Raw genomic sequence first — 12,302 nt, 5'->3', positions numbered from 1 at the left:
ATTGTTACCTCTTTCATATAGGGCTGCTGGCTCATAACGAAAGTTGCTGCGATGGATTGGGACAAGCTCAGAATATTTCACGCGGTTGCCGATGCGGGTAGCCTGACACATGCCGGGGACAAGCTGAATCTGTCCCAATCGGCGGTCAGCCGACAGATCCGCGCGCTCGAAGAATCGCTTCATTCGACCCTTTTCCATCGCCATGCACGCGGACTGATTCTCACCGAGCAGGGAGAATTGCTGTTTGATGCGACCTCCGCCATGTCCAAACGTCTTGATGCGGCTGCCGCGCGCATACGCGACAGCGAAGACGAGGTCTTTGGTGAATTGCGCGTCACCACAACATTTGGCTTCGGCACGCTATGGCTGGCCCCGCGCTTGCCGAAACTTTATGAAAAATACCCCGATCTGAACATCGACCTGATGCTCGAAGAGCGTGTTCTGGACCTGCCGATGCGCGAAGCTGACGTCGCCATCCGGATGAAAGAACCCAGCCAGGCGGATCTCGTCCGCAAACGTCTGATGACCGTGCAGATGCGCTTGTATGCCACCACCGGATACATCGACAGCCACAACGGGATGCCGCAATCGTTGAGCGATATGGTGAATTACCGGCTCATCTGCCAGAATCCGTCTTCCGCGCAAGTCGGCGCCGGGGCTTCGCTGGTCCAGGAACTCATGACCTACAATCCCGGTTCGTTGCTGACAGTGAACAACTATTTTGGAGTGCTGCAAGGTGTCCTGCACAATCTCGGCATCGGCGTTTTGCCGGACTACGTCACCGAAGACTTTCCGGACCTGGTGCGCGTCCTTCCTGACATCGAAAGCGCGGATGTACCGGTATACCTCGCCTATCCCGAGGAACTGAGGCATTCGCAACGCATCGCGGCGTTTCGTGATTTCGTGCAGCAAGAGATCATCGCACACCGCAAACAATTGAGACAGCTTGGAAAATTATAGCTATGCGCTCTGATCATATCGGGCATGAAGCGTTTGCACCCTAGTTTCTCTTGAACGGCCCGCGACTGATCCTTAAATGAAGCCTCGAAGGCGGTGATGCTGTAACGCTCATCATCTTCATACCTCCCTGTTGGACTTCGGCCGAGCTTAGAGCTCGGCCTTTTTTTTGGCTTTCGCCCCCGCCTGCACCGGTTCGAAGGGAATCTTCTGGAAAATTGGCTCCAACCGCTTATGATCTCGGAAAACAAACATAAAATTGTTACCGAGGGCTATCTATGTTCCGCTTATTCCGACTGTTTGTGGCAATCGCACTCGTCGCTGTTCTGGGAACCGCATCGCTTGCACAGGTTCCCGGAAGCACATCATCCAGCAGTTCGACCGCAACGCCTGTCGTTCCCGAAGACCTGACTCCGGAACAGGTGGACGACCTTGTGGCCCGCATGTCGGACGATCAGGTTCGGGCGCTGCTGCTGGAACGCCTCGACGCTGTCGCGGAAAAACAAACCGAAGCGGTCGGCTCGAAAAAGGGGCTGGTCGGCACGATCACCACCACGGTCACGGCAATGGCCGCATCCTGGGTGGATGTGATCAAAAAGCTGCCCTCGCTCTTTTCCAAGCAATTTGAAGCCGTTACCAATTTTGCTGCGACCTTCGGTTCGAGCGGGTTGCTTGCCCTGTTCGGATATACGTTCTTGGCGTTGGCAATCGGCTTTGCTGCGGAAAAAGCCATCGGCCTTTGGACAAGAAGATGGACCAGAGTGGTTCCCAGCGATTCGTCCTCAGACCTGCGCGGTGCGGTCACGTTTCTGTTCCGCCGGTTCTGTCGCGAACTTCTGGGTTTGCTGGTTTTCTACTATGTTCTTGTATTTGTCGGCCGTCGGTTGCTGGACGAACAGCAGATCGCTCATGTCGCTCCCTTCGTATTCTATCTGATCTGGTTTCCGAGGCTGGGCGCCGCAATCTCGCGCTTTGTACTGGCCCCTGAAAAATCCTCCCTGCGGCTGGTGAACATCGACGATCACTGGGCAAAATACCTGCATCGCAACCTGATCGGATTGTTTTTGCTGATCGGCTTCACGATGTTCATCATCATCTTCAACACCCAGAACGGTGTTTCGATAGGGGAAACCCGGCTCGGTTTCTGGCTCAACACGTCGATCCATATCTATATCGCGGTGATTGCATGGACCGCGCGCGAGGGTCTGAGCGACATGATGCGCGGAACCGATCCGGATCGCACCGAATTCGATGAACGTGCGGCGGAATTCTACCCCTATTTTGCCATCGGCGTATCCGTCGTTATGTGGTTCGTTGTCGAGTATCTCGCGGCGGTCGCCGACCCGTCCGTGCTTGTGTCGTTGGGTGAAGGCGCCCATTTCACCACCATGTTCTGGCTGATGATTGCCCCGGCCATCGACACACTGATCCGCGGATTGGTGCGCCATCTGCAACCGCCGATGATTGGCGTCGGGCCGATTGCGGAACGCGCGTATAAGTCGACCAAACGCAGCTATATCCGTATTGGACGCGTCCTTGCCGGCGTCTTTGTGATCCTGATGATCGCGAACGCATGGGATCTTGACCTTCAGGAAATCGCCGGAGCGGGCACTGATGCAGGCGGAAAAGTGATCCAGTTCTTCATCATTGCCGCCATCGGATACATCCTTAACGAAGTTGTATCGCTTTGGATCAACCGGCGCCTGGCCAAGGAACAAACCGCCTCCGGGCAGAGCCCGGATGAAGAAGCTGGCGAGGGTGGAGGAGCCGGCGGCTCGCGCCTGGCCACGGTTTTGCCCTTGCTGCGAGTGACGGCCCAGGTCGCTATCGCCGTCATTTTCGGCCTTCTGGCCCTTGGCGCGCTTGGCCTCGACATCACGCCACTTCTGGCAGGTGCCGGGATTTTGGGTCTGGCCATTGGTTTTGGTGCGCAAAAGCTAGTTTCGGACATTGTCGGCGGCATCTTCTTCCTGATCGACGACGCATTTCGCGTCGGCGAATATGTCGATGTGGGTGGCACGACAGGGACCGTCGAAAAAATCTCGATCCGGTCCATGCAACTGCGCCACCATCGTGGGCCGGTGCATACGATTCCCTATGGCGAGATACAGAAGCTCACCAACTACAGTCGCGACTGGGTGATCATGAAGCTCAAATTCACCGTGCCGTTCGACACCGACCCGAATAAGGTCAAGAAGATCTTCAAGAAAATCGGTGCGGAGATGATGGAGGACGAACTCCACAAAGATGGCTTCCTGGAACCGTTCAAGTCGCAGGGCGTCTTTGACTTCGACGATGTCGGCATGATCATACGTGGCAAGTTCATGGCCAAACCGGGCAAACAGTTCACCCTGCGCAAAGAGATCTTCAACCGCGTCAAGGCCGCCTTCAAGGAAAACGGCATCGACTTTGCCCGGCGCGAAGTGCGCGTCGCCATTCCGGGCCTCGATGAGGCCGAACATCTGACGGACGAACAAAAGGCCGCCGTCGGGGCCGCCGCAGGCGATGCGATTGCGCAGCAAGCCAATTTGCAAGACCAACAGGGAGAAAAGAAATAGTAAAACGCCCAACGCCATTCACCGGGCGTTGTCAATCGCCTAGTCGCCCAGTTTTTCGAGAATATGGAATTGTTGTCTCAGACTGGTTCAAAGCAGCACTGGTGGTTTTGGGCACTTCAGGATTGGCGCCGGAAAAAGTCTACGCACAAGAAGCAGGCAGTGTGGTCGATACACAGGTCGGTCACTTGGGCAACAATCCCGAATCCGAAAAAGCGGGCGCGAAGCGAGGCTCGTTCATAGTCGCGCCAATCCCTTTTTCGAATCCCACCATCGGCTCGGGTCTGGTTCTCGGCATGGGATATCTCTACAAGATCGACCCAGGCTCGGATCCATCAGTGATCGGCATCGGCGGGCTTGCTTCTGACAACGGCAGCCGCGTCGGTGGTGCTTCGGTGAAACTAAAATTCAACAACAACAAGTGGATCATAAGCGCACTTTATGCCAGGGCGGATGTGCGTTACGACCTTTACACGGACACGGCTGGAATCCTTCCGATCCGACAGGATGGCGTATTGGGAAAAATCAGTCTTTCATACGGCGTCACACCGGATTTGTCCTTTGGCGCAAGCCTGCGTTATCTCGATACCACGATCACACCGGACGCGCCGGGTTTGCCCCCGATCCCCCCTCCGTTCGACCAATTCCTGAACACGGAAATTGCAAATGTGGGCATACTGTCGGACTGGGACACAAGAGACGACACAATCTATCCGACCGAAGGTCACAACCTGCATTTCGAAGCCTATCGTGGCTATAGCCTTAGCGGTTTAGTAGACGACTATTCCAAGGCATATATGAATTTCACTTACTATTTCAGCCCGTGGAACACAGGCGCGGTGGCCGCCCGGCTGTCAATCTGTGACTCGTCCTCGGGAACGCCGTTTTTTGATCAATGTGGGTTGGGTACAGTGGATGCATTCCGTGGGTTTTCCGCAACACAGTTCCTGAATTTCAGCTCAGCGTCGCTTCAGGTCGAACTGCGCCAGCGCATTGGCGATCGAATTGGTGTTGTTGCCTTTGGCGGCGCAGGTCAAACCGGCGACAGTTTTTCCAATCTCAGCGACAATGGAACCCAGACGGCCTATGGCGTCGGCGCAAGATACCGTGTCTCCAAGAAGTTCCCGGTGGACTTTTCCATCGATGTGGCACGCAACGACGAACAGGAAAACACTCTCTACATTTATGTCGGGCAGCGGTTCTGAGGCTACTGCGCCTTCTTGGCACTTCCCCCCGGCCCGCCCTTGCCCTAAAAGGCCCGCAATATCGGCCAGCTTGGGGACAGGACAGACGATGCAAGAGCCCGCCATCACACCGGAACTGATCGCAGCCCACGGGCTGAAATCCGAAGAATACGACATGATCCTCGAGATCATCGGGCGCGAGCCGACCTTCACCGAACTCGGCATCTTCTCGGCCATGTGGAACGAGCATTGTTCCTACAAATCCTCCAAGAAATGGCTGCGTACCCTGCCCACCTCGGGGCCTCAAGTGATCTGTGGACCGGGTGAGAATGCGGGTGTCGTGGATATCGGTGATGGGCAAGCCGTGGTCTTTAAGATGGAAAGCCACAACCACCCCTCATATATCGAACCCTATCAGGGCGCCGCGACCGGCGTGGGCGGCATCCTGCGCGATGTCTTCACTATGGGCGCACGCCCAATTGCTTCGATGAACGCGCTGTCCTTTGGCGAACCGGGTCACCACAAGACCCGCCAACTGGTCAATGGCGTGGTCGAAGGCATCGGCGGCTATGGCAACTGTTTCGGCGTGCCTTGCGTCGGTGGCGAGGTTCGGTTTCATCCCGCCTATAACGGCAACTGCCTTGTGAACGCCTTTGCGGCGGGGCTCGCTGACAGCGACAAGATTTTCTATTCGGCTGCCTCGGGCGTCGGTATGCCCGTTGTCTATCTCGGTGCAAAAACCGGTCGTGACGGCGTGGGCGGCGCGACCATGGCTTCAGCCGAGTTCGACGACACCATCGAAGAAAAACGCCCTACCGTTCAGGTCGGCGACCCCTTCACTGAAAAGCGCCTGATGGAGGCGACGCTGGAGTTGATGCAGACCGGCGCGGTGATTTCCATTCAGGACATGGGCGCGGCGGGCCTGACCTGTTCCGCCGTCGAGATGGGCGACAAGGGCGGTCTGGGTGTGCGTCTTGATCTGGAAAACGTCCCTCAGCGCGAAGAGAACATGACCGCCTACGAGATGATGCTGTCGGAATCTCAGGAACGGATGCTGATGGTCCTCAAGCCCGAACTTGAGGCCGAGGCTCGCGCCGTTTTCGAGAAATGGGATCTCGACTTTGCCATCGTCGGCGAAACTATCGCCGAAGACCGTTTCCTGATCATGCACAATGGCGAAGTCAAGGCCGATCTGGTTCTGTCCAAACTCTCTTCGACCGCACCCGAATACGACCGCCCGTGGGAGCCGACCCCGCAGGCCGAAGAACTGACCGAGGTGCCCCAGATCGACCCCGTGGACGGTTTGCGCGCCCTTCTCTCTTCGCCCAACTATGCGGGCAAACAGTGGGTCTATGAACAATACGATACCATGGTGATGGCGGATTCGGCCCGCACGCCGGGTCTGGGCGCAGGCATGGTTCGCGTGCATGGCACCGATAAAATACTGGCGTTCACCAGTGACGTCACCCCGCGCTATGTCCGCGCCAACCCGGTCGAGGGCGGCAAGCAAGCTGTGGCCGAGGCTTATCGCAATCTGACCGCTGTTGGGGCCAAACCGCTGGCCACCACTGACAACCTGAACTTCGGCAACCCCGAAAAACCCGAGATCATGGGTCAGTTCGTCGGCGCAATTCAGGGGATCGGACAGGCCGTCGCTGCGCTGGATATGCCAATCGTGTCCGGCAATGTCTCGCTTTATAATGAAACCGACGGTCAGGCGATCCTCCCCACCCCGACCATTGGCGCGGTCGGCCTGCTGTTCCACACCGATGAGATCATCGGCAACGAGGTCCGCGATGGCCACGTGGCTCTGGTCATTGGCGAAACCAACGGCCATCTGGGCCAATCCGCCCTTCTGGCCGAGGTCTTCAACCGCGAAGACGGTGACGCGCCGCATGTCGATCTGGACGCCGAAAAACGCAACGGTGAGTTCATCCGCGCCAACCGCGGGATGATCAAGGCCTGCACCGATCTGGGCGATGGCGGCCTCGCGCTGGCCGCGTTCGAACTGGCCGAGGCGGCAGGTGTCGGCATCCATCTGGACGACGCCCCGACCGAGTTCCTGTTCGGCGAGGATCAGGCCCGCTATCTGGTCGCCTGCAACTTCGATCAGGCCGAAGCGCTGATGATCGCCGCCGGTCAGGCCGGAGTGCCGCTGACCTCGGTTGGCCGCTTTACCGGCGACAGCGTTCGCATCGGCGGCTCAGAGGCCAGGTTGGAAGACCTGGCCGAGACCTTCCGCAGCAGTTTTGCTGCCGCTGTGGCCTGATCCACAACTCTTCTTCTTGCCCCAGATACGGCAAATCCCGCGCCTGTGACCGGGCGCGGGATTTGCCGTTTCAGAACGGCCGTCACATCTTGCGCCCCCCCGCGCATCGCTCTACATCTTTTGGAAAGACCTTCAGGAGACACCTACATGCCGATGAGCGCCCACGAAATCGAACACCTGTTGCGCGAAGCCTTTCCGGACGCGGAAATTCAGGTCGGCGGGCATGACGGCGTGCATATGTCCGCCATGGTCGTGGACGAAAGCTTTCGCGGCAAAAATCGGGTCCAGCAGCAGCGCGCGGTCTATGCGGCCCTGAAGGGCAAGATGGATGGACCTGACGGAGAATTGCACGCGCTGGCACTGACGACGAAAGCGCCGGAGTAGGCAAATGAACGCGGCATTCACGGTATTCTTCATTGTTTCGGCCGTGATTTTGGTTGCACTGCTTGCCCGAAGCCGCGCAAAACTCGAAAACAAGGATCGGCGAGGAACTGAACCCGGCGACGGAGATCAGATCATTGACAACGGATACATCTCAGGTGGATTTGGTGGCGGACATTGCACCGTGATGCGGATTACCCGCGATCCGCATGAGTACACCAGAGCAATGGTGCCGCGAAAATGAGCGGATGGCTGATCTGGATCGGTTGCGGAATCGTCACTTTGGTGGTTGCCGCCGCTCTGGTTGAGGCCTATCTGAAACGCAACACACGACGCCGGTTGTCGGATATGCGCCCCGATCCCGAAAATCTCAAACGCCGCCCGTGGGAAGCAGATGGGGTTTCAAAGGTCGATGGCGGGCATCAAGAACTGGAACGAGGAAACCGGTGGTTCCGCCGCCACAGTATGAAATGATCACCGCCTCTGCGGGCAGACACAAGGACACGAAGAATGACCGACGTTAAGACCAAGATCGACGAAACCGTCAAAACCAATGACGTGGTGCTCTATATGAAAGGCACCAAGGAAATGCCGCAGTGCGGATTCTCGTCCCGCGTGGCCGGCGTTCTGAACTATATGGGTGTGGAATACACCGACGTGAATGTTCTGGCCGATGAAGAGGTGCGTCAGGGCATCAAAGACTATTCCGATTGGCCCACCGTGCCGCAGCTTTTCGTCAAGGGTGAATTCGTCGGCGGCTGCGACATCATTACCGAGATGACCCTATCGGGCGAGTTGGACACACTATTCGACGAAAACGGCGTCGGCTACAACAAGGACGCCGCCGACAAGATCCGCGAAGCAAACGCCTGACCTGGCAGTCACAGCGGGTGACCATCCTGCAGCGCGCTCTGACATTCCGATGGCACCGGAATCATCTGTCGCGTGTCGTGCTCTAACGGCTGGAACAGTCCTTGAACAAAACCCGCTCAGGGGCTGTTGATCCGACCGCTTGATGGGTGATCGTCGCGTCCCATCCTTTGGAACGAAGGGTATAAGTATTTTCTCCTCCGACGGATTCATACCGGATACCCGATCCGCTGGGGGCCTGCCGCATTGGCACCAGCAAGCCGTCGACAATCATTGCGGCCGCTCCTGATCCGTCGGAAGCGTTGAAATAAGTTACCGGGATCTGCGTGCCGTTTTCACAATTGAAGGTTACCGAAAGAATGTCGATCTCGGCCATTGCCGCAGTTGCGACGACGGACAACACCGCGCCAAGGGCGAAGTGACGCAAGCCCCTCATTTTCTCGACTTCTCTTCGACCACTGCCGCGAGGGCCTCGGCCCGGGCCGCCATCTCGGCCAATGTGTCGGTCACTGACGGCGGAATGACCGCAACCTCTATACGCTCGGGCTCGGGCGCGGGCGCATTGCGCAATGCCAGCATCTGCGCCTCATATTCGGCCAGCCTGGTCTCAACCGCCTTGATCCTGTCTTCGGCTGCTGCGGCCTTGTCCGCCAGCATCAGCCCCGCCATCAACAACATGCGCGCTTCGGGCATCCGTCCGATCTGGTCAGACAAGACCTGCGCCTCGTCATCCAGCATTTTGGCTGCGGCGTGCAAATAGGACTCTTCGCCATCCTGACAGGACACTTGAAAACCGCGCCCTCCGATATGAATGGTCACGTCGGGCATTACTCTACCTCTCCTTCTGCCAGATTGGCGCTGGCCAAAAGCGGTTCCAGCCGGGCCAGAACCGCACGCGCCTCGGCGGCATCGGTCGCCCGCACCGCACGCAGGGCTTCAAGCTCCGTTTCAGCCGCCTCGTTGAGCAACTCATGATCGGTCAACCCGGCTTCGGCCGCCGCCTTTAGCTTGGCAACCATGTCGCGCAATTCATCGTTTGATTTCCGCAGGCGCCGAAGATCTCCGTCCAGCCGGGCCATCGCCTCGCCGTGACTGATGCGCTCGGCCCGCAGCATCTCCAATTCCGCGCTTAGTTCCGCAACCCGTTCGGAATTGGCAAGTTCGGACTTGAGCGCCGCGATTTCGGACTTGAGCGGGGCCACATCCTCCACCGCTTCCAAAGCGGCTCTGGCTTCGGCCAGCTCAGACCGCAACACCTCGGCCATCTCTCCGCCGCTCAATTCGCCGCGCAGCGCCTCGATTTCCGCTGTGTGGCGGTCTCTCAACGTTTTCAGGCGCTCTTCGAGCTGCGCATTCGCCAGCCGCTCTTCCTGCAAGGCTTCACTTAGCTCCAGGCCCTGGCTCTCATCAGCCGAAGCCCCGGCCTCCAGCGCCTCAATACCGACGCTTATCCGATCCATCGCGGACAGGATGCGGCGGTGAAACTCTTCGATCTGACTCATGCCTGTGTCGCCTTTTGTCCAAGGTTCATTGTTTGCATGCCGCCCCGAATCGGAGCGGATCGGGCATAGCTCTAGTCTACCTAAACAGGGCGGAAAATACCCCCCTTTTGCTTTCAACGGCTTGCAGGCCACAGTTGAGGTCAGCGGCCCTTACCGCACCGGGTTCTGCTTGCACTTTGAGGGTTGGATGCTATTGAGCGCGCAAACCGCCCGTAATTCAAAGGAACAAGTTCCGTGGACCTGACTGCGCTGCGCAATGCCAACCCCGAACACTGGGCCAAGGCTTCGGCCATCCGCTCTCTGACTCTCGACGCCGTGGCCGCCGCCAATTCCGGCCATTCCGGCATGCCGATGGGCATGGCCGACGTAGCCACGGTGTTGTTCGAAAAACACCTGAAGTTTGACGCCGCCAACCCGACGTGGCCGGACCGCGACCGGTTCATCCTGTCGGCAGGCCACGGCTCGATGCTGATTTATTCGCTGCTGTATCTGACCGGCAATTCCGATATCACGTTGGACGAGATCAAGAACTTCCGGCAGCTGGGCGCCAAGACCGCAGGACACCCCGAAAATTTCCTGGCCAACGGCATCGAAACCACCACCGGCCCCCTGGGTCAGGGTATTTCCAACGCCGTGGGATTTGCCATGGCCGAAGAAATCCAGCGCGCGCACTACGGCAAGAAGATCGTTGATCACTATACTTATGTGATCGCCGGCGACGGCTGCTTGATGGAAGGCGTCAGCCAAGAGGCGATCGGACTGGCGGGTCGGCACGAACTGAGCAAGCTGATCGTGTTCTGGGACAACAACAACATCACCATCGACGGCAAGGTCGATCTGTCGGATCGCACCGATCAGGTTCGCCGCTTCACCGCTTCGGGCTGGCACGTCATTGAAATCGACGGCCATGATCCCAAGGCCATCGATGCTGCGATTGCTCAGGCAAAGTCTTCAAAGAAACCGACAATGATCGCCTGCGAAAGCCACATCGCGCTGGGTCATGCCGCCCAGGGCACATCAAAGGGACATGGCGCACTTACGGATCAGGACCAACTGAAAGCGGCGAAAGACGCCTATGACTGGCCGCACGGCGCTTTTGAAATCCCGCAAACCGTGAAGTCGGCCTGGGAAGCTATCGGCCAACGAGGAGCCGCCGAACGCGAAGCGTGGGAGAAACGCTTTGCCCAATTGTCCGAGCGCAAGCAGGCGGAATTCAATCGCGCCTATGCCTGTGAAGCACCCAAAAAACTGGGCAACGTTATTCGCGCGCTGAAAAAGCAAATCTCGGAAGATCAGCCCAAACTCGCCACTCGCGCCGCATCTGAAAAGGTACTGAGCGTGGTGAACCCGGTGATGCCCGAAACCGTCGGCGGCTCGGCCGATCTGACCGGTTCCAATAACACCAAGACCGCCGATCTGGGCGTGTTCGATCCGGAAAACCGCAAGGGCCGCTATATCTATTGGGGCATCCGCGAGCACGGTATGGCAGCGGCGATGAACGGCATGGCGTTGCATGGCGGCATCCGCCCCTATGGCGGAACGTTCATGTGCTTCACCGACTATGCCCGCCCAGCGATGCGTCTGGCCGCGCTGATGAAGATCCCTTCCGTGTTCGTCATGACGCACGACTCCATCGGGTTGGGCGAAGACGGTCCGACCCATCAGCCGGTCGAGCATCTGGCAATCAGCCGCGCGACGCCCAACACTTACGTCTTCCGCCCCGCCGACACAGTGGAAACGGCGGAAAGCTGGGAAATGGCGCTGACTTCTAAAAACAGCCCCTCGGTTCTGTCGCTGACCCGTCAGGGCGTGCCGACCGTGCGCACCGAACACAAGGCCCGAAACCTGACCGCTCAGGGTGCCTATGTGCTGGCCGAAGCCCAAGGCAAACGTCAGGTCATTCTGATCGCCACCGGGTCGGAAGTTGCCATCGCGATGGAGGCCAAGGCTCTGCTCGAAGCCGAAGGCATCGGTACCCGCGTCGTTTCAATGCCCTGCATGGAGCTTTTTGCCGAGCAGGACGAAGCCTATCGCAAAAAGGTTCTGCCCGCAGGCCCAGTCCGCGTCGGTATCGAAGCCGCCGTGCGTGCGGGCGGCTGGGACCGCTGGCTGCTGGGCGAGCGTGGGCGTGAGGCCAAGGCGGGCTTCATCGGCATGTCGAGCTTTGGTGCATCCGCCCCCGCCGGTGAGCTCTACAAGCATTTCGGCATCACTGCCGAAGCGACAGTGGCGAAGGTAAAAGAACTTCTGGGTCTCTGACCCCAGTTCAATTCTGATCGCTTCAGCCCGCCGGTCCTCCGGCGGGTTTTCATTTTGTGAGGTCATGCCCCTATAATTTACTTTTTCAATCAGGATTGACTTTCCGACAGTTTTACTCAATTAACGATATATAGCGAAATTGGACGAGCACTATGATCGTTTGCAGCTGCGAAACCATCACCGACCGCGATATCAACGCGGTGATCGACTGGATGCGGTCTTCGGATCCGAAAACGATAATAACGCCCGGAAAAATCTACCACGCTCTCGGCAAATCTCCCAATTGCGGCGGCTGCATGAAACTGTTTGTTGCAACCATGCGGCA

General features: G+C 58.1%; 12 protein-coding genes. 9 read left to right on the top strand and 3 right to left on the bottom strand.

Annotated features, from left to right (window positions below):
- Positions 1–51: 51 nt before the first annotated feature.
- The 8 genes from ACR0AO_RS04480 (at position 52) to grxD (ending at position 8,219) form a co-directional block, all read left to right on the top strand.
- Positions 52–960 (top strand): LysR family transcriptional regulator, encoded by a 909-nt coding sequence (locus ACR0AO_RS04480; RefSeq protein ID WP_480600334.1) that lies wholly within the window; start codon positions 52–54, stop codon positions 958–960.
- Between the two features lie 275 nt (positions 961–1,235).
- Positions 1,236–3,515, top strand: coding sequence for a mechanosensitive ion channel family protein (locus tag ACR0AO_RS04475; RefSeq protein ID WP_480600331.1), 2,280 nt, complete (start codon positions 1,236–1,238; stop codon positions 3,513–3,515).
- 161 nt (positions 3,516–3,676) lie between these two features.
- On the top strand, positions 3,677–4,717 hold the full coding sequence (locus ACR0AO_RS04470) for a BamA/TamA family outer membrane protein (RefSeq protein WP_480600329.1): 1,041 nt from the start codon (positions 3,677–3,679) through the stop codon (positions 4,715–4,717).
- 88 nt (positions 4,718–4,805) lie between these two features.
- Complete coding sequence (purL, locus tag ACR0AO_RS04465) at positions 4,806–6,965, top strand: phosphoribosylformylglycinamidine synthase subunit PurL (RefSeq protein ID WP_480600326.1); 2,160 nt, start codon at positions 4,806–4,808, stop codon at positions 6,963–6,965.
- Positions 6,966–7,112: 147 nt separating this feature from the next.
- A complete protein-coding gene (locus ACR0AO_RS04460; protein WP_068331068.1) occupies positions 7,113–7,349 on the top strand; it encodes a BolA/IbaG family iron-sulfur metabolism protein in 237 nt (78 codons plus the stop codon).
- A 4-nt stretch (positions 7,350–7,353) separates the two neighbouring features.
- A complete protein-coding gene (locus tag ACR0AO_RS04455) occupies positions 7,354–7,590 on the top strand; it encodes a hypothetical protein (protein WP_480600324.1) in 237 nt (78 codons plus the stop codon).
- A complete protein-coding gene (locus tag ACR0AO_RS04450; RefSeq protein ID WP_480600322.1) occupies positions 7,587–7,820 on the top strand; it encodes a hypothetical protein in 234 nt (77 codons plus the stop codon). The genes ACR0AO_RS04455 and ACR0AO_RS04450 overlap by 4 nt, the downstream gene beginning before the upstream one ends.
- A gap of 36 nt (positions 7,821–7,856) precedes the next feature.
- Positions 7,857–8,219: a Grx4 family monothiol glutaredoxin gene (gene grxD, locus ACR0AO_RS04445; RefSeq protein ID WP_480600319.1), complete on the top strand. Its 363-nt coding sequence runs from the start codon at positions 7,857–7,859 to the stop codon at positions 8,217–8,219.
- Between the two features lie 82 nt (positions 8,220–8,301).
- Here the strand turns inward: grxD and ACR0AO_RS04440 are convergent, their stop codons facing one another.
- Genes ACR0AO_RS04440 through ACR0AO_RS04430 form a run of 3 tightly spaced genes read right to left on the bottom strand, consistent with a single transcriptional unit; the run spans position 8,302 to position 9,718 of the window.
- The gene (locus ACR0AO_RS04440) at positions 8,302–8,652 is read right to left on the bottom strand and encodes an MliC family protein (protein WP_480600316.1); all 351 of its coding nucleotides are present in this window, start codon (positions 8,650–8,652) and stop codon (positions 8,302–8,304) included.
- The gene (locus ACR0AO_RS04435) at positions 8,649–9,044 is read right to left on the bottom strand and encodes a cell division protein ZapA (RefSeq protein WP_480600313.1); all 396 of its coding nucleotides are present in this window, start codon (positions 9,042–9,044) and stop codon (positions 8,649–8,651) included. The genes ACR0AO_RS04440 and ACR0AO_RS04435 overlap by 4 nt, the downstream gene beginning before the upstream one ends.
- On the bottom strand, positions 9,044–9,718 hold the full coding sequence (locus tag ACR0AO_RS04430) for a hypothetical protein (RefSeq protein ID WP_480600311.1): 675 nt from the start codon (positions 9,716–9,718) through the stop codon (positions 9,044–9,046). Before ACR0AO_RS04430 ends, ACR0AO_RS04435 begins: the two co-directional genes overlap by 1 nt.
- A gap of 234 nt (positions 9,719–9,952) precedes the next feature.
- On the opposite strand from ACR0AO_RS04430, the gene tkt reads away from it, so the two are divergent.
- On the top strand, positions 9,953–11,977 hold the full coding sequence (gene tkt / locus ACR0AO_RS04425; protein WP_480600308.1) for a transketolase: 2,025 nt from the start codon (positions 9,953–9,955) through the stop codon (positions 11,975–11,977).
- The last annotated feature ends 325 nt before the right edge of the window (positions 11,978–12,302 follow it).

Source organism: Ruegeria sp. AF8 (genome assembly GCF_056541825.1).
Note: the sequence above shows the minus strand (reverse complement) of the source record. Positions and strands in the feature narration are given on the sequence as shown.

Excerpts from the sequence above, each read along its gene's own strand:
- ACR0AO_RS04480 (WP_480600334.1), top strand. The coding sequence starts at position 52 with ATGGATTGGGACAAGCTCAGAATATTTCACGCGGTTGCCGATGCGGGT.
- ACR0AO_RS04475 (WP_480600331.1), top strand. The coding sequence starts at position 1,236 with ATGTTCCGCTTATTCCGACTGTTTGTGGCAATCGCACTCGTCGCTGTT.
- purL (WP_480600326.1), top strand. The coding sequence starts at position 4,806 with ATGCAAGAGCCCGCCATCACACCGGAACTGATCGCAGCCCACGGGCTG.
- ACR0AO_RS04460 (WP_068331068.1), top strand. The coding sequence starts at position 7,113 with ATGCCGATGAGCGCCCACGAAATCGAACACCTGTTGCGCGAAGCCTTT.
- ACR0AO_RS04455 (WP_480600324.1), top strand. The coding sequence starts at position 7,354 with ATGAACGCGGCATTCACGGTATTCTTCATTGTTTCGGCCGTGATTTTG.
- ACR0AO_RS04450 (WP_480600322.1), top strand. The coding sequence starts at position 7,587 with ATGAGCGGATGGCTGATCTGGATCGGTTGCGGAATCGTCACTTTGGTG.
- grxD (WP_480600319.1), top strand. The coding sequence starts at position 7,857 with ATGACCGACGTTAAGACCAAGATCGACGAAACCGTCAAAACCAATGAC.
- ACR0AO_RS04440 (WP_480600316.1), bottom strand. The coding sequence starts at position 8,652 with ATGAGGGGCTTGCGTCACTTCGCCCTTGGCGCGGTGTTGTCCGTCGTC.
- ACR0AO_RS04435 (WP_480600313.1), bottom strand. The coding sequence starts at position 9,044 with ATGCCCGACGTGACCATTCATATCGGAGGGCGCGGTTTTCAAGTGTCC.
- ACR0AO_RS04430 (WP_480600311.1), bottom strand. The coding sequence starts at position 9,718 with ATGAGTCAGATCGAAGAGTTTCACCGCCGCATCCTGTCCGCGATGGAT.